The sequence below is a fragment of the Erwinia sp. MYb416 genome (genome assembly GCF_037479575.1).
Lineage (GTDB): Bacteria > Pseudomonadota > Gammaproteobacteria > Enterobacterales > Enterobacteriaceae > Erwinia > Erwinia rhapontici.
Genome location: NZ_JBBGYT010000309.1, coordinates 107,083 through 129,845, shown reverse-complemented (window position 1 = coordinate 129,845; position 22,763 = coordinate 107,083). Strand labels below are relative to the sequence as shown.

General features: G+C 53.5%; 19 protein-coding genes. 11 read left to right on the top strand and 8 right to left on the bottom strand.

Features of this window, described 5'->3' with window-relative positions:
* The first annotated feature begins 197 nt into the window (after positions 1–197).
* On the top strand, positions 198–1,382 hold the full coding sequence (locus tag WH277_RS03320) for an NAD(P)/FAD-dependent oxidoreductase (RefSeq protein WP_339504347.1): 1,185 nt from the start codon (positions 198–200) through the stop codon (positions 1,380–1,382).
* Between the two features lie 39 nt (positions 1,383–1,421).
* On the opposite strand, the gene WH277_RS03315 is transcribed toward WH277_RS03320, so the two are convergent.
* Together WH277_RS03315 and WH277_RS03310 are read right to left on the bottom strand one after the other, a co-directional pair.
* Entirely contained in the window at positions 1,422–1,652 is a 231-nt protein-coding gene (locus WH277_RS03315) for a transcriptional regulator (RefSeq protein WP_133844346.1), read from the bottom strand.
* Between the two features lie 717 nt (positions 1,653–2,369).
* Complete coding sequence (locus WH277_RS03310) at positions 2,370–2,984, bottom strand: TetR/AcrR family transcriptional regulator (protein WP_339504345.1); 615 nt, start codon at positions 2,982–2,984, stop codon at positions 2,370–2,372.
* A 170-nt stretch (positions 2,985–3,154) separates the two neighbouring features.
* Here WH277_RS03310 and WH277_RS03305 point away from each other — a divergent pair, with 170 nt between their 5' ends.
* The 3 genes from WH277_RS03305 (at position 3,155) to WH277_RS03295 (ending at position 5,991) form a co-directional block, all read left to right on the top strand.
* Positions 3,155–4,024, top strand: a complete 870-nt coding sequence (locus WH277_RS03305; protein WP_339504343.1) for an arginase family protein — start codon at positions 3,155–3,157, stop codon at positions 4,022–4,024.
* A gap of 184 nt (positions 4,025–4,208) precedes the next feature.
* Positions 4,209–5,261 (top strand): DMT family transporter, encoded by a 1,053-nt coding sequence (locus tag WH277_RS03300; protein ID WP_339504341.1) that lies wholly within the window; start codon positions 4,209–4,211, stop codon positions 5,259–5,261.
* Between the two features lie 10 nt (positions 5,262–5,271).
* Positions 5,272–5,991, top strand: a complete 720-nt coding sequence (locus tag WH277_RS03295; protein ID WP_339504340.1) for a cyclase family protein — start codon at positions 5,272–5,274, stop codon at positions 5,989–5,991.
* Between the two features lie 55 nt (positions 5,992–6,046).
* Here WH277_RS03295 and WH277_RS03290 read toward each other — a convergent pair whose 3' ends face one another.
* Positions 6,047–6,511, bottom strand: a complete 465-nt coding sequence (locus tag WH277_RS03290) for an OsmC family protein (RefSeq protein ID WP_339504338.1) — start codon at positions 6,509–6,511, stop codon at positions 6,047–6,049.
* Positions 6,512–6,613: 102 nt separating this feature from the next.
* Here WH277_RS03290 and WH277_RS03285 point away from each other — a divergent pair, with 102 nt between their 5' ends.
* Positions 6,614–7,255, top strand: a complete 642-nt coding sequence (locus tag WH277_RS03285) for a GntR family transcriptional regulator (RefSeq protein WP_159337786.1) — start codon at positions 6,614–6,616, stop codon at positions 7,253–7,255.
* Positions 7,256–7,316: 61 nt separating this feature from the next.
* On the opposite strand, the gene WH277_RS03280 is transcribed toward WH277_RS03285, so the two are convergent.
* The gene (locus WH277_RS03280) at positions 7,317–8,876 is read right to left on the bottom strand and encodes a BCCT family transporter (RefSeq protein ID WP_339504336.1); all 1,560 of its coding nucleotides are present in this window, start codon (positions 8,874–8,876) and stop codon (positions 7,317–7,319) included.
* 160 nt (positions 8,877–9,036) lie between these two features.
* Here WH277_RS03280 and betI point away from each other — a divergent pair, with 160 nt between their 5' ends.
* The 3 genes from betI to betA are packed head-to-tail and all read left to right on the top strand — an operon-like array spanning position 9,037 to position 12,831.
* Positions 9,037–9,624, top strand: coding sequence for a transcriptional regulator BetI (betI, locus tag WH277_RS03275; protein WP_133844338.1), 588 nt, complete (start codon positions 9,037–9,039; stop codon positions 9,622–9,624).
* Positions 9,625–9,658: 34 nt separating this feature from the next.
* Complete coding sequence (betB, locus tag WH277_RS03270; RefSeq protein WP_133844336.1) at positions 9,659–11,131, top strand: betaine-aldehyde dehydrogenase; 1,473 nt, start codon at positions 9,659–9,661, stop codon at positions 11,129–11,131.
* Positions 11,132–11,151: 20 nt separating this feature from the next.
* A complete protein-coding gene (gene betA / locus WH277_RS03265; RefSeq protein WP_133844334.1) occupies positions 11,152–12,831 on the top strand; it encodes a choline dehydrogenase in 1,680 nt (559 codons plus the stop codon).
* Between the two features lie 128 nt (positions 12,832–12,959).
* On the opposite strand, the gene WH277_RS03260 is transcribed toward betA, so the two are convergent.
* Positions 12,960–14,354, bottom strand: coding sequence for an APC family permease (locus tag WH277_RS03260; protein ID WP_133844332.1), 1,395 nt, complete (start codon positions 14,352–14,354; stop codon positions 12,960–12,962).
* 180 nt (positions 14,355–14,534) lie between these two features.
* Complete coding sequence (locus tag WH277_RS03255; protein WP_238337090.1) at positions 14,535–15,368, bottom strand: AraC family transcriptional regulator; 834 nt, start codon at positions 15,366–15,368, stop codon at positions 14,535–14,537.
* 181 nt (positions 15,369–15,549) lie between these two features.
* Here WH277_RS03255 and WH277_RS03250 point away from each other — a divergent pair, with 181 nt between their 5' ends.
* The 3 genes from WH277_RS03250 (at position 15,550) to WH277_RS03240 (ending at position 18,576) form a co-directional block, all read left to right on the top strand.
* Complete coding sequence (locus WH277_RS03250) at positions 15,550–16,689, top strand: tyramine oxidase subunit B (RefSeq protein ID WP_339504329.1); 1,140 nt, start codon at positions 15,550–15,552, stop codon at positions 16,687–16,689.
* A gap of 151 nt (positions 16,690–16,840) precedes the next feature.
* Positions 16,841–17,263, top strand: a complete 423-nt coding sequence (locus WH277_RS03245; protein ID WP_133844326.1) for a RidA family protein — start codon at positions 16,841–16,843, stop codon at positions 17,261–17,263.
* 20 nt (positions 17,264–17,283) lie between these two features.
* Positions 17,284–18,576: an NAD(P)/FAD-dependent oxidoreductase gene (locus WH277_RS03240; RefSeq protein WP_339504327.1), complete on the top strand. Its 1,293-nt coding sequence runs from the start codon at positions 17,284–17,286 to the stop codon at positions 18,574–18,576.
* On the opposite strand, the gene WH277_RS03235 is transcribed toward WH277_RS03240, so the two are convergent.
* Together WH277_RS03235 and fhuE are read right to left on the bottom strand one after the other, a co-directional pair.
* Entirely contained in the window at positions 18,555–19,637 is a 1,083-nt protein-coding gene (locus tag WH277_RS03235) for a diguanylate cyclase (protein WP_133844320.1), read from the bottom strand. The two genes, WH277_RS03240 and WH277_RS03235, sit on opposite strands and share 22 nt — an antisense overlap.
* A 135-nt stretch (positions 19,638–19,772) precedes the next feature.
* A complete protein-coding gene (fhuE, locus tag WH277_RS03230; RefSeq protein WP_238337091.1) occupies positions 19,773–21,938 on the bottom strand; it encodes a ferric-rhodotorulic acid/ferric-coprogen receptor FhuE in 2,166 nt (721 codons plus the stop codon).
* Positions 21,939–22,763 lie beyond the last annotated feature (825 nt).

Sequence of the window (22,763 nt, the reverse complement as noted above, 5' to 3'; positions counted from 1 at the left end):
CGACAAACCGCACCCGGGGAAAGGGAAATATAGACTTTTTTTGACAGTAACGTGTCAATGTGATGACAGTTACGGGTGAAAAGACTAAAAAATCATAAAGTTACAAAATGTTTCAACCCCGATTGGGGCCTGAAGCTGGTATCCCCGGCCCCAACTCACTACAATCAGCGTTTTTGAGAGTCGGCGCGGAGTGTGTGGTGGAAAAGTTTGACGTTATCGTAGTAGGCGCAGGCGCAGCGGGTCTGTTTTGTGCAGCCCAGGCGGGGCAAAAAGGGCTGCGGGTGCTGCTGATTGATAATGGCAAAAAAGCCGGGCGTAAAATCCTGATGTCGGGCGGCGGACGCTGTAATTTCACCAACCTTTACACCGAACCTGCGGCTTACCTGTCGCATAACCCGCATTTTTGTAAATCTGCGCTGGCGCGTTATACCCAGTGGGATTTTATCGATCTTATTAACCGTCACGGTATTGCCTGGCATGAGAAAACCCTGGGACAGTTGTTCTGTGACGACTCTGCCCAGCAGGTGGTTGACCTGCTGCTGAAAGAGTGTGAGAACGGGCAGGTCACATTACGCTTGCGCAGTGAGGTGGTGTCCGTCACGCGTGACGACAGCGGCTACACGCTGCAACTGAACGGCACAGAGGTACAGGCAGAGAAACTGGTGATCGCCAGCGGTGGATTATCGATGCCGGGGCTGGGTGCGTCGCCGTTCGGCTATAAAATGGCTGAACAGTTTGGCCTGAAGGTGTTTCCCACCCGCGCCGGGCTGGTGCCGTTTACCCTGCATAAACCGCTGCTGGAACAGCTTCAGACACTATCCGGCGTCTCGGTGCCATCGGTACTCACCGCCGAAGACGGCACGGTATTTAAAGAAGCGCTGCTGTTTACCCATCGTGGCCTGTCTGGCCCGGCGGTCCTGCAACTCTCCAGCTACTGGCTACCGGGTGAATTTGTCACCGTTAACCTTTCCCCAGGCCAGGATATTGACGCGTTTATTAATGATGAGCGTAACAGTCATCCTAATCAGAGCCTGAAAAATACCCTGGCAAAACTGCTGCCGAAACGTCTGGTTGAGTGCCTGCAACTGCTGGGGACCGTACCGGAGTGCACGCTGAAGCAGCTGAACAGCCGTCAGCAGGCCGATCTGGCGACTGCGCTGCACCAGTGGCTCGTGCAGCCTAACGGAACCGAGGGCTACCGCACCGCCGAAGTCACGCTGGGCGGCGTCGATACCACCCAGCTGTCATCGAAAACGATGGAGGCGCGTGATGTTCCAGGGCTCTATTTTATCGGTGAAGTGGTGGATGTGACCGGCTGGCTGGGAGGCTATAACTTCCAGTGGGCGTGGAGTTCCGCATGGGCATGTGCGCAGGCGCTGTGAGTGAGTATGACGTCATCATCCTGCGCATAGCTGTCTTATTTACTGCGCTGTCAGAGTGAAATTCGGATGGCGGCCTGCCAGCAGCAACAGGAACTCATATTCAACCTGACTGAGTAGCGCCGGCTTACTGGCGGCCTCTTTCGTTTGCCAGACACGCAGGCTGAGGTTAAAGCGCTCGGCTGCGCCTTCCTGAGAAAGACCGGCGGCGAGGCGAAGTTCACGCACGTTAGTCATGACTGGCACGGGGCGCTGTGATGTGCGGGTTGGCATAGGCGTTTCTCATTATTGTACGGGGCCACCAGGGTGGCCGGGATTAAACGAAAGCAGCCTTTATCTGAAGAACGACATCACGGTGTCAGTCGGCTACAAGCTGAAATCAGAATGTCTAAATGTGGCTGTCACGCTGACAAAACCACGTATCTGTAAGAGTTTTCCCTGGTGTTGCAGGTATTAAAAATCCCCGGTGTTGCATCTTTTTTATGATCAATCGTAGAACTTTAAGTAGCGCGCTATTTAATCGCGCATTATGTTTCTGATTTCATTGTGGCACTGTTTAGAAAAAAGAGAAGGGAATTTTGATTAAATGTATGCATCGTCAAAGTGACGGAAATTTATCAAAAACGAGGGCACAAAATGCCAGGCCGCGCCGTGCATAGCCTGGAAGGGGAAGTGAATCTTTAATCGTTTTTTCCTTTCTGACTGATAGGGCACACAACGCTTCGGTGGCCCTGTTTTTTCAGCTTACTGTGGCGACTGAACGATTGTCGGCTCGCACAGCACCGGGAAGTTCAGCGAGTTGGCAATATAGCAAAGGGAATGGGCCACGGATTCCTCAATTGTTATTAGCGGGAGGTAGTCATATCATGGTGAGCTGTCGACAGAACGTAGCGTATGTTTCTGAGGCGTAATGACATGGTTTGCCTGGCCGCGAAAGGCATCTCTTAACGAATCTTTAAGAAACGCTCTTATGGTTTGCGCTGACGGTTATTACTCAGTGACATGCAAAATAAACGTCAGGATCCCATCCAGCGTTGACAGGTTCTTCTCCAGATCAAAGTCAGGATTAATCGCCTTGCGCGAAATCAGCCCGTCAATCAGGGCATAAATCGCAATGGTCGCCATCTCCGCATCCAGTTGAGGGGCAAAGTCGCCTTTGGCCATCCCGTCGAGGATGATGGTTTTAATGCCCTCGCGCATAATCAGGTCGGTCGCGACAAAGGTGGCTTTGACTTCATCATTGCGCGCCGCCTCAGCAATAATCTCAACCCATAACCGGTGATCGGCCGGATAGCCGACTTCATTAATACAGGATTTGACCAGTTGAGAAATGCGCTCAAAGGGGGAACAGTGATAGGCCTGGCTGTAGTTCACCAGTGCGGTGTTTTTCTCTTCTTCGACAATGGCAGAAATCAGCGCTGACTTGCCTTTGAAATAGGTGTACATCGCGCCCTGGCTAACCTTTGCCTGCCGGGCAATGTCACTGATGCTGGAGGCATTAAAGCCTCTCTCAGAGAAGCAGGTGGCTGCGGCGGTAATTAATCGATGGTAGGTGCTGCTTTTCTCGCGGCTCATTTCACTCTCGTCGTCTGAACGTTCATTCACTACGGTAGCCTAAGGCCCTGATGATGTACAGATATCGGGACGGCGAACGCCCTCCTCTCTCTTCATCACGTTGGGCTATAGACAGCGGGAAAAAACCAGGATAGTTTATGAATGAACGTTCATTCATTTTGTGGTTGAGGCGATTTCATGCTGACAGAAGAAGGGCACCGATGAGTAAGATGAAAACAATCCGGCTGGTGATACCACAGTGGCAGGGCGGCAATAACCCGGCCTATCACTTTGGTGCTGAACTGCTTGCGTGGCTTGCCCCAGCAGGCCGCTGTCCCGTCATCCACATCCCGGTGAGCCCACCAGAAAGTAATCCCCTAACCAATGAAGGCGGCATTGTTGGACGTCAACAGGTGGTCGCCCAGCTCAAGCTTGCACAACAGGTTATCGCGGAACACGCGCCCGATAAAATCGTGGTACTGGGCGGTGACTGCCTGGTGGATCTGGCCCCCTTCGCCTGGCTGGCAGAAAAATACCAGGATGGCCTGGGCATTCTGTGGATTGACGCCCATCCGGATGTGATGACACCGGCGCAGTTCAGCCATTCACATGCTCATGTTCTGGGGGCGCTGATGGGGCATGGCGATGCGGAGCTGACGGCTGCCGTTACCCGCCCGGTTGCCGCCCGACAGGTGTTGATTGCCGGTCTGAATGACCCCAGCGACTATGAAGTCGATTTCATCCAACAGCACGGTATCAACACCTGTTCACCACAAGAGATGAAAGCGGGCAGTCGTAAGATTGTTGAGTGGATTGAAAAAGAAAACATTACTCACCTCGCGATTCATTTTGATCTGGATGTGCTGAATTTTAAAAAATTCAGATCGGTACTTTTCGCGAATCCTGATATCGATGAACAGACTTATGATGGCGTGGGAAAAGGAATGCTTGAAATAGAGGAAGTGATGAATATTATTCAGCAGATGAATGATTTTACCACCATTGTTGGGCTGGGTATTGCGGAACATTTGCCCTGGGATGCAATCAACATGAGGAATATGCTGGCCAGCCTGCCATTGCTGAACGACTAATTTTAATTTTAAAAAAGGCACACCACAAATGGTGTGCCTTTTTGTATTTAAAAATCAGTGTGTGATATATTTTTTATTAAATACATTAAGATCCATTTTAAATCAGATGCACCATTTTTATTATTTTAATGCATTAATTTGGTGCGCGCGGTGGTAATAAATTACTGAACATCAATGAATAACAGTGAATAGAATATTGGCATGCTCTTTGCAAAGTATGGTTGGCGAATTATTTTTCCCACCCCGCAGTGAAAAGGCAATTTCATGCCTCTTTCTGTGGCTGTATCCTGTATTTAGAGGCAATATTATGTTCAGAAAAATATCAGGACTGATGTCCGTGGCACTGTGTTTTATTTTTGTTGGTTCCAGCTATCCTGTAGCCAAAGAGGCAATGGACTCTATTCCCACCTGGATCTTTACCTGTATTACTTTTGCAATAGGTTTTTTATTCCTTCTGCCATTAACACTGGTGAAAGACAAAACCAACTGGTTGCGAATTGGCGTGCAAGACTGGCTGATTGTCAGTGTCTTATCCTTACTCGGGGCGGTACTGTATACGGTATTCCTGCTCTATGGTCTACCTTCCACTACCGCATTAACGGCATCAGTGATCACCAGTACGGCACCTGCTGTTGTCTTGTTGATTACAATATTGTTCTTTAAGGAAAAAATAAGGGTTAATGCCGCAATTTCGGTACTGCTGGCGGTGATAAGTGTGGTGATAATGACCCTGCCAGGCAGTGCCGATGCCGGGCGTAACACCTTTATTGGGCTGTTATTCCTCTCGTTATCGACGCTGGCGAATGCGCTCAACATTATTATTGCCAACAAAATTCAATCCACCCTTAAGCCGCTGACCATGGCGGCGGGAGTGTGTCTGACAGGAATGATATTTAGTTTACCTCTCGCGTTGCATGAACTTCAGCGTTATCAACTATCCAGTATTACTCACGATCAGGGAATTACTCTTTTTTATTACGGTGTGTTTGTCTGGGCCCTGCCGTACATATTATTCTTCAAGGGGGTTAATAAAATTTCTGCTGCTTCTGCAGGTATGTGCGTTGCCCTTATCCCAGTGGCATCGATGTTATGCTCGGTGATTGTCTTTGGTGACAGCATTAAGAACCGAGACCTGATAGCTACGTGCGTTATTATTTTGTCGGTTTTTTTATCTGAAGTGAATTTCAACGTTTTTTTCAAAAAAAGAAAAAATGTCAAATTAACCAGCGAACTGTGAAAGGAATACAATGAAAATGCGACTGAATAAATCGCTTCTTGCCATGGCATTCGGATTGCTGTTGTGCCAGTCGGCGATGGCCGTTAATCTCCCTAAGCCCATTGCATATGTTGATTTAAATCATCCTCTTGAATCGGGAATGCAAACTTATCCCGTATTAAGCGAAGTGGAAATAACTCAAACGGCTCCGCGTTATAAAAATGGTGCGCTGATCGACAGGATTCAATTTTTGGGTATTTCTGCGACCTATATTGATGCCCCTTATCATGCCGACGAGAGCGGGATGAAAATATCGGATTACCCACTGGAAAAGCTGGTGAATTTGCCAGTGATAGTGATTAATCTTGGTAAAGATAGTGGTTTTTTTGACTTGGCCGATTTTTACGGTAAGGAGGTGAAAGGGAAGGCGGTACTGCTGAATAGCGGCAAAAGTCACTATTTCGGCCAGCCAGAATATGCACAGAATCCGCCCTATCTGACCACCCGGGCGGCACAGTGGCTTATCGAACATCAGGCTGCGCTGCTGGGTATTGACGCGCTATTGGTCGATAACTACAACAAAAATGACAGTATCCCGGTGCATGATTTGCTGCTAAAGCATGGGATTGTTATTGCCGAGGATATGACCAATATCAATGCGGTGGTGGGCAAGGACGCGTATCTGACCGCTGTTCCGCCCAGGGCGCCTATGGCTAGTTTCCCGGCGCGTATATTTGCCGCCGTGTACTAACAGAAAGGGGCGGAAGCCCCTTTTATCGACAGGCTATCAGAGCACCCCGTGACATTTACTGCTGCACAATCGTTGGTTCGCACTGCACCGGGAAGTTCAGCGAGTTGGCAATATAGCAAAGCGAATGGGCCCGGTGATGCAGCATGCGCGCCAGCTCCGGGTCGCCTGAGGAAATGCTCACCTGCGGTTTTAGCACAATGCGGGTAAAGCAGCCTGTCTTGCCTTCCACCATTGTTCCCTCCGCGTCATCCCGGTAAGCCTGGACAATAATTCCGGCTTCAGCGCACAGGTGCAGATACCATAATTTATGGCAGGCCGAAGCCGAAGCAACCAGCAGATCCTCAGGGTTCCATCGTGTGGCATCGCCCAGAAATGCCGGATCGGATGAGCCTGCAATCGGTGCTTTCTCGCCCGCACTCATCTGGTAGTCGCGGTCGTATGCCTTGTAGGATGCGGTGCCCTGTCCTTTATTCCCTGTCCATTCAACCGAAACCTGATAGTGATGTTCACGTTGTGCCATGTTGCTTGCTCCTGAGGGAAATGCGGATAACCGCGCACGTTGATTGTGCAAGTAAAGCAGATGGTATACCATTATTCCAACTGTTTTGTTGAGAATACACTGATGCTGACTAAACCAGGCTCCACGGCAGATGTTATTGCTGCCTCCCTGCGCGACATGATCAATCAGGGCGAACTGCCTGATGGCGCACGCTTGATCGAACGTGAACTGGCCAGTCAGTTTGCCGTTAGCCGCATCCCGCTGCGTGAGGCCATCCAGCAGCTTGAACGCGAAGGAATTGTTGAAACGCAGCGTAACCGAGGTGCTGCTGTCAGAGCCCTAACCGTCGATGATGTGAATGAGATCTACACGCTGCGTGCGCTGCTGGAGGGGGAGGCGATTTATCACAGCGTGATCCACCGCGACGAAGAGACGCTGGCGCGTGTCAGACTGGTTCATCAATTACTGGAGAGTACGGTGAGCGTGCAAAAGCAGGGAGAGCTGAACCGCGAGTTTCACACCCTTCTTTATCGCGGCTGTCATAACGGCAGGCTGTTGAAAATGATCGCAGAGTTATGCGCGCAGATTGAGCGCTACGAATATCTGCAACGCCGACTGCTGGCGGATACTCCCGCGTTCCAGCATGAACATGCCGCCATTCTTGATGCGTATGCGCGCGGGGATGCGCAGCAGGCACGCGAGGAAACCATCAGGCATATTGAGTCTGCCCGGCAGGTGGTACTGACACGAATCTCCCTTCAATAACCCCTGACGTTGATAGTCAGGGGCATTGATGGTTTCAACGATATTGTGCAGTATCGCCAGACTAGCCCTGGCGGTCTGCCTGCATCATCGTCTTATCACCAAATTTCTGCAAATCGCGGTACAGGCTTGCCATATACAGCACGATCACCACAGAGAAGGGTAAGCCACAAATCACGACAGCGGTTTGCATGGCGCTGAAGCTGCCAGCATACAACAGGCCTGCACAGACTAACGTGGTGACAGAAGCCCAGAAAATGCGTAGCCAGGCAGGTGCATCATCGTCATTGGTTCCCCCCTTGCTGGATAGATTAGCAATCATCAGCGTGCCTGAATCGACAGGTGTCAGGAACAGCACAAAACTGATGACAATAGTGAAACCCGCAGTGATTTTAGTGAAGGGGAGGTATTCGAAAAGTTTGAAAACCGCCATAGGGGGATCTTTCAACGCAACCTGACCCAGAATTTTATCTGAATGCTCCAGCACAAGACTGATCGCGGTATTGCCGAAAATAGACAGCCAGGCGAGGGTGAAGCCTAACGGGATCAGCATGACACCCAGGATAAGCTCACGGATGGTACGTCCCTTTGAGATACGGGCAATAAACAAGCCGACAAACGGTGCCCAGGCAACCCACCACGCCCAGTAGAAAAGCGTCCATGCACCCTGCCAGCGACGCGCTTTGCCATAGAGATACACATCAAAACTCTTCCCGACAATCGATGTCAGGTAATCGCCCGTATTCTGAAGCATCCCGTTGATCAGATTGAGCGTTGGGCCGGTGACGAAGACGAACAGCAACAGTAAGCACAGGAAGCCAACGTTGATGTTAGAGAGCATCGCGATGCCTTTCTCGACGCCGGTGACGGCGGCTAGCGTTGCCACAATCATCATCACAACAATCAGTATCAACAGCACATGTGGCGTTTGTGGGATATCAAACAGATAGTGCAGGCCGGAGTTCACCAGCAATGCCCCGATACCGAGGTTAGTGACCATCGAAATCACAGTGACCAGAATGCCAAAGCTGTCGACTAAATGCCCGGCCCAGCCGTGAACCCTCTCGCCAAAAAAAGGGTAAAGGGCCGAACGCAGCGCCAGAGGCAATCCGCGGCAGTAAGCAAAATAGGCCAGTGCTGTGGCGATGAGCGCATACAGCGCCCAGCCGTGAAGGCCCCAGTGCAGGAATGTAATCGCCATTGCCTGACGGGCGGCCTCAGGCGTTCCCCCCTGGCCTTCTGGCGGTTGCAGAAAGTGGTCCAGTGGCTCATAGGCACCGTAATACACCAGTGCGATTCCAATACCCGCTGAGAAAAGCATGGCAATCCATGAAGGGTAACTAAACTGCGGTGCTTCCCCCTCCTCGCCCAGTCTGATGTGCCCGAAGCGGGAAAGGGCAAGCCAGAATACAAAAATCATGCACGCGATCATCAGCAGCATGTAGTACCAGCCAAACACATCTGCCATCCAGATTTGGGCGCTGTTAAGCCATTGATGGCTTCCGGTAGGAAACATCACCACCAGCAGTCCTAACAGCAGGATAACGACAGCAGAGCTAAAAAAAACGGGAGCATTCAGTCTGATCGGTGCATGGCCGATCGGTTTTGGCGCGATCTCAGTCATATGAACAGTTCCATGGTGTAAAGCGTAAAATCCATCTTATAAAGACATGGTCATTAACATTTAATAACCACGCCTTTGACATTTTCGTAGCATAATGTAGATTGATTGAACGTTCAATCAGTGAATTTTAAATGTGTGGTCGCTGCCACCTGGAGTTGAAATGTCCCGTAAAGCCATACCTGAACAACGCAAAGAGCAGTTGATCACTGCGGCCTTCGAAACCATAGGTGACGTCGGTTTAGCGGGTGTGACGTTATCTCAGGTCGCCAGCCAGGCAGGGATGTCTACGGGTATTGTCAGCCACTACTTTGGCGACAAAGACGGTTTGTTAAACGCCACGATGCGCCGCATCCTGTGCGACCTGCACGATGCAGTGGCTACCTGCCGGAGTAGCGCGCAGGACACCCCTGAAGCGCAACTGTTCGCCATTATCGAAGGCAACTTTCACCGCAGCCAGACCAGCGGAACATCAATGCGTGCCTGGCTTGATTTCTGGGCAGCAAGTCTGCATCAGCCCGCGTTACGTCGTTTGCAGCGGGTCAACGATCACCGACTGTATTCCAACATTTGCTGCCAGTTTCGCCGCTGTTTACCGCAGGACGAAGCACGCAGAGCTGCCCGAGGCCTGGCGGCAATGATTGACGGATTATGGCTACGCGGTAGCCTGGCTGGCATCGATTTTAATGCACGGAAGGCATGCGAAATTGCCTTCGACTATGTTGAAAATAAGCTAAGTAACAGAATCTGAATCCCCAAGCCAACTGACAAAAGGAACCGTACTGATGGCGAAACTCCCCCTGCAACAACTTTATATTGATGGTCGTTTGACTGACGCCAGTGGCCCAGAGACGTTTGAAACGATCAACCCGGCAAACGGTGAGGTGCTGGCTGAGGTGCAGCGCGCAACCGAGGACGATGTTGAACGAGCGGTCACGAGTGCAGAACGTGGCCAAAAAATCTGGGCCTCAATGACCGGAACGGAGCGTTCACGTATTTTGTTACGTGCCGTAGACATCCTGCGTGAACGCAATGATGAGCTGGCCCACCTGGAGACGCTGGATACCGGCAAGCCTTTCTCTGAAACTTCGGTTGTCGATATCGTCACGGGCGCGGATGTGCTGGAGTATTACGCTGGCCTGGCAACATCCATTGAAGGTGAGCAGTATCCGCTACGCGATAGCAGCTTCTTCTATACGCGGCGTGAACCGCTGGGCGTGACGGCCGGGATCGGTGCCTGGAACTATCCGATCCAGATTGCGTTGTGGAAATCGGCCCCCGCGCTTGCCGCAGGTAACGCGATGATTTTCAAACCTAGCGAAGTGACTCCGCTGACCGCACTTAAACTGGCTGAGATCTACACGCAGGCGGGTCTGCCAGATGGTGTATTTAACGTGGTTCAGGGGGCAGGGCGTTTAGTCGGTGAATGGTTAACACAGCACCCACGTATTGAAAAAATTTCCTTCACTGGCGGTATTGAAACCGGTAAGAAAGTCATGGCCAGCGCGGCGGCTTCATCGCTTAAAGACGTCACGATGGAGTTGGGTGGCAAGTCACCGCTGCTGATTCTGGCCGATGCTGATATCGAACTGGCCGCAGACATCGCAATGATGGCGAATTTCTACAGCTCCGGGCAGGTGTGTACCAACGGGACACGCGTGTTTGTGCATCGTTCACAGAAAGCCGCACTGGAAAAGGCGCTGGAAATTCGCGTTAAGCGTATTCGCATGGGGGAACCAATGGATCCCCGCACCAATTTCGGTCCGCTGACCAGTTTTTCCCATATGGAAAATGTCCTGCGCTATATCGACAGCGGCAAAGCGGAAGGGGCACGTTTATTGTGCGGTGGTGCGCGCGAAACATCAGGCATTTTTGCACAAGGTGCTTACGTTCAGCCGACGATTTTCACCGACTGCGAAGATCATCACACCATCGTCAAAGAAGAGATTTTTGGGCCGGTCATGAGCATTCTGACCTGGGACGATGAGCAGGAAGCCATTGACCGTGCGAACAATACCCACTTTGGCCTGGCGGCAGGTGTCATCACACGCGATCTGGCAAAAGCTCACCGCACCATTCATCAGTTAGAAGCCGGTATCTGCTGGATCAACAGTTGGGGAGAATCGCCTGCGCAAATGCCGGTAGGCGGCTACAAACAATCCGGTGTTGGACGTGAAAATGGGATAAGCACGCTCGCCCATTACACGCGTATCAAGTCAATCCAGGTTGAGCTGGAACGCTATCAATCTGTTTTTTAAATAAGGACATTGAGGTTTTTATGACGACTATCAGGGAATATGACTACATCATTATTGGTGCGGGTTCAGCGGGTAACGTACTGGCGACGCGCCTGACAGAAGACGCTGATGTCAGCGTGCTGTTACTGGAAGCCGGAGGCCCGGACTACCGTCAGGACTTCCGTACGCAGATGCCTGCGGCACTGGCTTATCCGTTACAGGGACGGCGCTATAACTGGGCCTATCTGACCGATCCAGAACCCTTTATGGACAACCGACGCATGGAGTGCGGTCGTGGTAAAGGGCTGGGCGGATCGTCGCTGATCAATGGGATGTGTTACATCCGTGGTAATGCCATGGATTATGACGGCTGGGCGAAACAGAAAGGTCTGGAAAACTGGAGTTATCTTGACTGCCTGCCGTACTTCAAAATAGCGGAACGCCGCGATATTGGCGGCAATGATTATCATGGTGACTGTGGTCCGGTCAGCGTGACTACGCCAAAACACGATAACAACGTGCTTTACCACGCAATGGTTGAAGCGGGTGTGCAGGCAGGTTATCCGCGTACTGACGACTTAAATGGTTACCAGCAGGAAGGTTTTGGCCCGATGGATCGCACCGTAACGCCACATGGGCGTCGTGCGAGTACCGCACGGGGCTATCTGGACATGGCGCGTCAACGTCCAAACCTGACGATTGAAATCCATGCCGTGACCGATCGTATTTTGTTTGAGAACAAACGGGCGACCGGAGTGGCCTGGCTACAAAAAGAGATCCCGCACTCGGCACGTGCGCGACGTGAAGTGTTGCTTTGTGCGGGGGCGATTGCTTCTCCGCAAATCCTGCAACGCTCAGGCGTTGGCCCGGGTGAGCTGTTAAAAAGCCTGGATATTCCAGTTGTTCACGATCTGCCCGGTGTTGGCGCAAACTTGCAGGATCATCTGGAAATGTATTTGCAGTATGAGTGCATGCAGCCCGTTTCGCTGGTCCCTGCGCTGAAGCTGCATAATAAGCCGTTGATTGGTGCGGAGTGGATGTTTATGGGGAGGGGTATTGGTGCCAGTAACCATTTTGAAGCGGGCGGATTTATTCGCAGCCACGAAGAGTTTGAATGGCCAAATATTCAATATCATTTCCTGCCGATCGCGATTAACTATAACGGCTCGAATCCGATTAAAGTCCATAGCTTCCAGGCACACGTAGGTTCGATGCGTTCAATGAGTCGTGGCCGTGTGCAGGTCACCTCGAAGAACCCGCATGACCATCCGAGTATCCTGTTTAACTATATGTCCCAGGATCAGGACTGGCGTGAATTCCGTGCGGCTATTCGCCTTACGCGTGAAATCATCCAGCAGCGTGCGCTGGATCCTTATCGTGGCAAGGAAATTTCGCCGGGTGCGAGCTGTCAAAGTGATGCCGACCTGGACCGTTTTGTCCGCGAGCATGCTGAAACGGCCTATCACCCCTCCTGTTCGAATGCGATGGGTTATCATGAAATGGCCGTGGTTGGACATGATGGCAAAGTGCATGGCATGGAGAACCTGCGCATCGTGGATGCCTCCATTATGCCGCGTATCACCACCGGAAACCTTAACGCGCCAACGATCATGATCGCTGAAAAAATAGCCGATATGATCCGTGGGCGTCCGCCACTGGCCCGTAGTGACGTTCCGTACTATGTGGCTAATGGTGCACCTGTACGGCGTGTTCGGGATTAAATAAGCGTATTCAAAGTAACGTGTTCACAGAACGCTTCCGACCTGTAAAGGCGGGAGCGTTCTGCTGTCCGGGGCGGCAATAAAAAACCGTCGCCGCCATTCGTATTGCATTCCGCGAGTCCGGCCTCTCAGGCAGGGAGTGTACGTCCTTTGCGCTTCACTGACATCGCATAGCCTGCCGCTGAACAAACCGCGATAAACCACGGGATGAGCTGCACCAGCTTCGAGTCGCTGCCGCTCAGAATTTGCAAATTGTTGATCACCAGAATAATAGTGACTGACATCGCCGTCATGGCCAGCAGTGGTGCCCAGAAGACCTGCCAGGCGCTATTATTGTGGTGCTCTAAACGGCGGAAGAACAGGATCACCGCCGCCGATACACCCACCTGCAATACCAGAATCGACAGCGTGGCGATCGCCGATCCAAAGGCAAAAATCTGTGCCATTGGGTCAAGGTCGATGCTGCCCATGCCCACCAGCATCATCAGTAGGATCACGCTGTGCACGTGGCTGGCTTTGTGCGGTGTGCCGTTGGTCGGATGTGTCTCGCACAGCTCTTTCCAGATCAGGCCATCACGGCTGATACTGAAAATGTAGCGTGAAATATTATTATGAAATGCCATCGCTGCCGCGAACAGGCTGGTGATCAGCAGCACCGACATGGTCTCCACCGCCCACTGGCCGACATACTGACGGGTAATATCAAAGACGAAGTTGCCGGGGTCTTTACGCGCAATCTCCACCAGCTGATCGATGTCATACGCCTGCACCAGCGCCCAACTGGTAAAGCAGAAAAAGACGGTGATCAGCAGCAAAGCACAGATCGTGGCACGCGGTACGGTTTTATGCGGATCGCGGCACTCTTCGGCATAGATGGCAGTGGATTCGAAGCCGATAAACGAGGCAATCGAGAACATAAAGGCAATGCCGAGGTTACCCTGCATAAACACGGAAGGTTCAAACGAGCTGATATTGAGATCGCCGGATTTTTTGATCAGTAGCATCACATCGGTCAGCAGGACGATAGCCACTTCTGCCACCATCAGCACGCCCAGCAGCTTACCGCCCACCTCCACGCGCTTAATGCCCAGCACCCAGGCAATCACCACAAACAGCATACTCAGCGCCCACCAGGGAATATGCACGCCCAGATGCTGCTCAACAAACAGCTGGCTAAAGAAGCCGAGCATCGCCACCACGGCCGTTTGCACCGAGAAGTAGGCGATCAGTGCCAGCACTGAGGCCGACGCCCCCCAGTTTTCCCCCAGCCCTTTCGAAATATAGGTATAGAACGCGCCCGCGTCGCTGACATGGCGGCTCATGGCGATATAGCCGACCGAGAAGATCATCAAAATGGCGCAGGCCATAATATAGATCACAGGAATACCGCCGCCGTTCCCGGTGAACATAGCCACCGGAAGTCCGCCGACCACGCCGGTCAGGGGAGAGGCTGCCGCCACAACAAAGAAGACCAGGGAAAATAAGCCCAGGGTATTTTTTCTTAAACCGGTAGAGTTGCTCATCGCCAGCGCCTTAGATGACAGTGAAATCGTACTCAGGAAGTGTTCTTCCGAGGCCAGGTACTGCTGGCATCATTTATCAGTGACGGCGGGTGCGGATAGAAAAAATCGGACAGCACCAGGGTGCAACAGTCGCACTGTTTTAGTGCTACTTCACGCTAACCTGGCGCTAACTTTTCGCCCTTAGTGATAACGAATACGCTCGCCCCACGCACCGAGCAGGGTCTGACGCTGATAGTCGAGTGGTGTGGTACTGATCAGCTTTTTAAACTCGCGCAGGAAGTGCGACTGGTCGCTGAAACCGAGGTCGAGCGCCAGGTCAGAAAACGACACCGGCCCTTGCTGGTGCAGGGAATGCAGTGCCGCCTGGCAGCGCATAATGCGGCCAAACGCCTTGGGTGACATGCCAGTGTCCTGACGAAACTGGCGCTGAATGGTGCGGCAGGTATAGCCGGTTAACGCCTCCAGATGCTCCACGCGGATATTGCCTTTCTGTTGCAGGATGGTATGAATGATCGTTGCGGTGACCAATGACGTTTTGCGTACCAGGCGCGGAGTGAAATGGGTGTTAAACAGGGCGATCTGCTGTAAAAACAGTGGGGTACGCAGGATTTGTTCGCAGGCCTGGCGTGCATCCGGCACCACATCGAAGAAGTTAAACTCACGATCTGTCAGCTCCTCTGCCATCACATCGAGAAAATCCGGGGTCACTCCCGGCGCAAAGCGCACGCCAAAATAGCGGTGGTTGCGGTTCAGCGCAGCACTGCGTGCCGCAAGCGTAGTACCGCACACTCTCGCCACAGGATGCGTAGCATCACAGTCAAACACGATATCCACGCAGCCATCAGGCACTGCCAGCGTCAGGCTGGCCGACTCGGCGACTTCAAAGCTATAGAAATGGGAAATCGCCGGGTGGCTGCTGGCCTTCAGTGAGTAGTGTTTGGCTGCACTGAGAACAAACCAGGGTTGCTGCGGTTGAATATCGGCCGCCGAATGTGAAGCCAGAGTGTTTGACATAAGACGAGTCCTGCAACAGGGATGACAAACTCTCACTGCAATTCGGGTGCCACTTTCCGTTTGTCGATTCGCCCTCATGTCGCAAAAGTTCAATACAGGCCGGAAGATCCCTCGTTATTTTCATGGTGTAGCGCAACGTCGACCGCGCAACGTCATTCACTCATTTAACGGGGTAACCGGCATGTCTGACTCAACTAAAATCGATTTCATCTACCTTTCAGAACCGGACATGATCCGCGCCGGGGTCACCGATATGTCCGCCTGCGTGGATACGATGGAAGAGATGTTTGGCCTGCTGTATCAGGGCGACTATCGCATGGCAGGATCGAACAACGACTCGCACGGTGCGATGGTCACCTTCCCGGAGGACTCACCGTTCCCGACCATGCCGAAACCCACCGCCGATCGCCGTTTAATGGCGATGCCTGCCTACCTGGGCGGCAGTTTTTGTACCGCTGGCGTCAAATGGTACGGCTCGAATATTGCCAACCGCCAGAAAGGGCTGCCGCGTTCCATCCTGATGTTCACGCTTAACGATGCCGATACAGGCGCCCCGCTGGCGCATATGTCCGCCAACCTGCTTTCGGCCTACCGTACAGGCGCTGTCCCTGGCGTGGGCGCCCGCCATTTAGCGCGCAAAGATGCAAAAGTGATTGGTCTGCTGGGGCCTGGCGTGATGGGCAAAACCGCCGTCGCGGCGTTTATCGCCGTCTGCCCGCTGATCGACACCATCAAAATCAAAGGACGCGGGCAGAACAGTCTGGACACCTTTATCTCCTGGATCACCGTGACGTTCCCGCAGATCATCACCATTGAGGTGGTCGACAGCCTGGAAGCGGTGGTGCGCGGGTCGGATATCGTCACCTATTGCAGCTCTGGCGAAGTGGGCGACCCGTCTACCTACCCGCTGGTGAAACGTGAATGGGTAAAACCCGGTGCATTTCTGGCGATGCCTGCGTTGTGCAATATCGATGAAGGCATGGAACAGGCCGATGTCCGCAAAGTGCTGGATAACACGGGGCTCTATCACGCCTGGTATGAAGAAGTGCCCAAACCCGCGCATCACACCATCCCGGTGATTGGCGTGCGCTTTATGGACATGGTGGCGGAAGGCAAGCTGACCCACGCGCAGTTAGAAGACATCGGCAAGATTGTCGCCGGAGATGCACCCGGCCGTCAGAACGACGACGAGATCATCATTATGTCGGTGGGCGGGATGCCGGTAGAGGACGTGGCGTGGGGCACGGTGGTTTACCGCAATGCGCTGGAGAAAGGTATTGGCGTGAAGCTGAATCTGTGGGAAACCCCAGAATTACATTAATCCTCGTCATCCTTGACGCTGCAACGGCGTTGGCTGCGCACATTCACCCCGGTCACTTACCTGAGTAAGCTCCCGGGGATTCATGTCCTTGCCGCCTTGTCGCAACGCCAATGATTTAGAGGATGGTCTGCATATATCAAAAGGAAGAAAAATGACTCAGATAACCAAAGTAAAAACCGGATCGATTTTTGAAGAGAAGGCCAGCTACTCGCGCATTGTGGCAGTGGATAACTGGATTTTCGTGTCGAACACCGCCGGACGTAACCCGCAAAGCAAAGAAATTCCTGAGGATATCAGCGAACAGACGCATCAGGTGTTCGCCAATATCGAACAGGCACTGGCAGCCGTAGATGCCTCGCTGGCCGATGTGGTGATGTCGCGCGTCTTTATTCAGGACCCGCAGGACGTGCCGACGGTGATGGCGATTATTGGCGACAAGTTTCGCGGGATAAACCCGGCTTCGACGGTCACCTGCCCGCCGCTTGGCTCCACCGTGTATAAAGTGGAGCTGGAAGTGACCGCGTATCGTGGTGCCTCTGCGGCAAATGTTGTCGAACTCACCGTGGCGCTGTAACGCCCGCTAAGAAGGTATGTATGGCCCCTGTGATCACCCCGGTTCAGACCGCCACGACATTGCCCCTTGCCACCACCGTCGTGGTGATTGGCGGCGGTATCGTCGGGTTAACCGCCGCGCTGGCGCTGGCAGAACGTAATATTCCCGTTGTACTGTTGGAAAAAGGCCGCCTGGCGGGGGAGCAATCTTCACGTAACCTCGGCTGGGTGCGTAAAACCAGCCGCATGGCCGATGATATTCCCCTGGCACTGGCTTCCGACCGCCTGTGGGCCGCAATGCCGGAGCGCACCGGGCAGGATGTAGGTTATCGCCAGGCGGGCATTATGTTTGTCGGCCGAACTGATGTGCAGATGGCGATGCATGAGGGCTGGCTGAAATCGGTTGAGCATCTTGGCCTGGATTCACAGTTACTGACGGCGCAGCAGATTGCGGCGCGGGTGCCGGGCGGCCGGGGCAACTGGGCGGGAGGGATTTATACCCCATCCGATGGCCGGGCCGAACCGACGCTGGCTTCCAGCGCCATCGCTCGCGCGGCCATTGCCAAAGGGGTGACGATCGTTGAGAACTGCGCGGTACGTACCCTGTCGCTGGCGGGGGGTAACGTCAGTGGCGTGGTGACGGAAAAGGGTGAGATCCGCTGCGAGCAGGTGCTGCTGGCGGGCGGGCTGTGGTCACGACGTTTTCTCGGTAACCTCGGTGTTTCGCTGCCAACGCTGCCGCTGATCTGCTCAGTATTGCGCACCACGCCGATGGAAGGGCCGACAGACATTGCCGTGGGTGCACCGGATTTCTCGTTTCGTAAGCATCATGACGGCGGCTTTATCATTACTCAACGCGGTGCGCTGGATGCCTCGCTGACGCTGGACCATCTGTTAATCGGTTCGCGCTACCTGCAACAGTTGCGCACGCAGCGCAGCTTCCTGCGTATCTCCGTCGGGAAAAATTTTGTCAGGGATCTGGCGTTGCCGCGTCGCTGGAAAGCCCATGGCCGTTCGCCGTTTGAACAGGTTCGCACGCTGGACCCGCAGGTGAACCCGGTGCTGAATCAGGAAGCGATGACCAACCTGAGAGCCGCCTGGCCCGCGTTTGAAAAGGCAGTGATTGCGGATGCCTGGGCCGGAGCTATTGATGTCACCCCGGATTCGAACCCGGTGATTGGTCGGGTGGCGAAAATTCCGGGTCTGACGCTGGCAACAGGATTTTCAGGGCATGGGTTCGGGACGTCACCGGCGGCGGGGCAGTTGGCTGCCGATCTGGTGTCGGCTGCAGCGCCGATTATCGATCCGCGCCCTTATCGGTTTGAGAGGTTCTGAGGCTCCGGCTGCCAGAGCTGGATGCCATCGCGGCCCGTGCGTTTGACGTTGTACAGCGCCTGGTCGGCATTCCGCAGCCACTGATGAATGGAGTCTGCTTTGGCCGCCGGGGCAATGCCGATGCTCACCGAACACTGAAAGTTCGGTGACGCCGGTAGCTGTATTTGAGCAATTTTCTCTTTCAGCGCCGCCGCCAGTATCACAATGCTGTTACTGTCGGCATCGCGCACAATCACCCCCAGTTCATCACCCCCAAAACGGGCGGGAATATCCCGGATGCCCACTTCCGTGCGCAGCAGCATGGAGATTTCTGCCAGCAGATAATCCCCGGCTTCATGGCCGAAACGATCATTCACCTGTTTGAAATTATCCACATCCAGCAACAGAAGCCAGGCATGGCTGTCACCGCGCTGGGTACGCAGATATTCGCTTTCCAGGCGGCGGTCAAACAGGCGGCGGTTAGGGATTTTCAGGCTGGGGTCCATCAGTGAAATGCGTTCCAGCTCGCGGTTTTTACGGCGCAGGCTCAGGGTTAACTGATAGGACACGGCGCTCAGCACCATCATATAGCAGGTCGCCAGCGGCAGCGACAACCACACCGTGCGGGTGCTGAAGGTCAGCTGTAATGGCATACCGGCCACGCTCCAGGTGGGAATAAAGGCCAGCAGAAACGCGGCAAGCGCAGGTCTTAACTGCGCCCAGCCACCGGCGGCATAGCGATCAGACGCCAGCACCGCCATGATAATCAGTGACGGCAGCGGGCTGATGCCCATCAGGGCTACCCAGACACCCCCAAAGGCGGCATCAATGGTGAGGTTTCGCCGTTCGGTGGCGGTGGGATCGCTGGACGAGTGTGCCAGTATCCATGCAATGACCGGCCAGATAAAAGCGTTAATACTGAGCAAAATGGTCAGCCACATGCCCCGACCCAGCTCCAACAGCACCGACAGGATAGGGAAAAAACACAAAAAGGTGCCCAATTGCCGCATGGCGAACATGCGACGAATAAAGCGCTCAGAGCGCTGTTTTAATTGTCTGTCATCAGGTGAGTAATAGTGCATGAATAAGCGACATTGTGCCGATCGATGGTGCAGTGTAATCGGAAAAAAAGTCACGCGTTGGTATTTTTATCAGGGCGGGGTAACAATGCCAGCCGCGATAGCAGGCTGGCATTGTAGAGAAGGGAATTTATCTAATTAAAACGAGTAGTTAGCAGATACTGTGAAGTTACGCGGTGCGCCATAAACCACGTAAGTTCCCATATAATCGTAATACTCTTTATCGAACAGATTGTTAATGTTTGCCTGTACGGAAACCTGCCTGGTCACCTGGTAGCGGCTGAACAGATTTACCAGCGTCACAGGGGACTGATCGATGTAGTCACTCCCTGCCGGGCCGCCTGCAACAGTGGCCCAGGTTTTATTCTGCCAGTTAACACCCCCACCTACGGTCAGGTCCTGCAACATCGGCAGACGATAGCTGGTAAACAGCTTAGCGGTGGTGCGTGGTACTTCCGGCATCACGGCGGTGCCGTTACGTTGTTCTGCAATGTAGCGAGATGCACCGAAGGTCATCTGCCAGTTATCGGTCAGCGCACCGTTCACTTCAAACTCTACGCCACGGCTGACGGCATCGACTTCGTCATAGGCATATTCAGTGGTATTAGGAATATAGACGTAACTGTTGACACCCAGGCCGTTCTGTTCGGTACGGAAGAGCGATAGCGTGGCCGTCAGGCGGCTGTTATTCCAATCCCCTTTCAGGCCTGTTTCGTAGCTTTTCCCGGTCACCGGGCTAAGGTACTTCGCATCGCTGCTACGCGAGGTCTGCGGCTGGAAGATACTGGTGTAGCTGGCGTATACCGAGTAAGTGTCGTTAATGTCGTACGTCAGGCCCGCATAAGGAGCGACCTTATCGCTATTGTTACTGCCTGAAGTGCCGTTAGCGCTCCAGTCGGTATAACGTGCGCCCACTAACAGTGACAGCGGGTCCGTCAGAGAGAAGCGGGCGGCGGTATAGACTGATTTCTGACGGATAGTATCAGCCAGAGAGTTTGTCCACGGTGACCACGTACCTTCTGTGACGTTACCGTTCCAGTTGCGGTAATCACCGATATTGACCCCTGTCAGGTCAGAGACGCTATTGAAGAAGGTATTTTCCTGTTTGCTGTAGCTGCCACCGACCATCAGCTGATGTGTACGGCCAAACAAATCGAACGGGCCATTGGCATACAGATCGGCGCTGTCTGTAGTGCGGCGGCCTTTGTTCCAGCCACTGTACAGAACGGAGCCGGTACCGGTTGTTTTATCCGGGTAGCCATCGGCATACATCAGACGGGTGTCAAAGTTAGTTCTGGTATGGCTGCCGCTGACCTGGGCCTGCCATCCGCTATCAAATTTCTGCGTCAGAGTCGCGAAAAACTTATTCGATTCTTTATCGCTATAAGTCCAGTCAGCACCTGAGTTGAAGCTGCGATCGAAGTTTGTGCGCTCGCCATTGCTGAAGAACGTCGGGATCCCGCCCCAGCTTGGATCTTCACTGCTGCTGGACTGATAGTCCCATCCCAGTGACAGCTGAGTTGAATCGGTCAAATCAGCATCCACTACCGTGGTCAGGAATTTCTTACGCGCGTGATAACGGTCCAGCCAGGTATCGTTCTCCTGGTATCCGCCAATGGCACGGGCACGCACAGTGCCGGATTCATTTAACGGCACGGTGATATCACCCACGTAGCGCTGTTTATCCCAGCTGCCGGTTTCAGCAGACAGGCTGCCCGTCAGTACTTTGCTGTCGGCGTGTTTACGAACCATATTGATAGAGGCTGACGGATTACCGGAACCCAGCGCCAGGCTGTTCGCCCCACGAATCACTTCAACACGGTCATAGATGGCGGTGTCTGAACGGGCATCACCCAGATCCCAGACATCGGTCACGACTGTCGGTACGCCGTCGAACAGGTAGTTATTAATCAGGAAGCCGCGTGAATAATAATTTGAACGATCGGAGTCGATATTGGAGGCGGACACACCGACGGTATTGTTCAGCACCTCACCAACAGTTTGTAACCCCTGATCCTGCATACGCTGCTTACTAACGATAGAAACAGACTGGGGAATATCACGCAGCGTCAGCGGCATCTTAGTGCCCGCTGACGTCACCGGAACGCTGTAGTCGGTGACGTCCTGCTGTGCAGCCGCATTAACATTCGCTTCAACGGTCAGTGTGTCAGTTTTGGCGTTGTCGGCGGCAAAGGCAGGCTGCAATGCCGACATTACCAACAGTGCGGCAACAGACGGGGTGAAAATACGTGATGCAGATAATGGCGCTGAGTGAGGCTGCTTACGGGGTTCAGAGCGAGACATTGGCACGATCATTCCTGGAATAAGTTGCTGATGTTGAGTCAATACCTGCACCGGGCACGAAAATATCTACCGGTTATCCCTAGGCGGTATTGGCACGCTGACTTATCCATGATTTGACGGTGAGGTCCACTGGCACTGCAATCAGACAAGATTCTGCCTGTAATGGGAAAGCAAATGAGAACTATAATTATTTGAATATAGGATGTAAATAAATATTGCATGAAGGGTGAACTAAAACGGGAACAAGGAGTCTGCCGATGAAACGGGTCGGGCATGCCCGACCCCTACAATGGATGATGCCGGGGATCTCGCAGGGGCATGCTGGCCCCTGGAATGGATGATGCCGGGGATCTCGCAGGGGCATGCTGGCCCCTGGAATGGATGATGCCGGGGATCTCGCAGGGGCATGCTGGCCCCTGGAATGGATGATGCCGGGGATCTCGCAGGGGCATGCTGGCCCCTGGAATGGATGATGCCGGGGATCTCGCAGGGGCATGCTGGCCCCTGGAATGGATGATGCCGGGGATCTCGCAGGGGCATGCTGGCCCCTGGAATGGATGATGCCGGGGATCTCGCAGGGGCATGCTGGCCCCTGGAATGGATGATGCCGGGGATCTCGCAGGGGCATGCTGGCCCCTGGAATGGATGATGCCGGGGATCTCGCAGGGGCATGCTGGCCCCTGGAATGGATGATGCCGGGGATCTCGCAGGGGCATGCTGGCCCCTGGAATGGATGATGCCGGGGATCTCGCAGGGGCATGCTGGCCCCTGGAATGGATGATGCCGGGGATCTCGCAGGGGCATGCTGGCCCCTGGAATGGATGA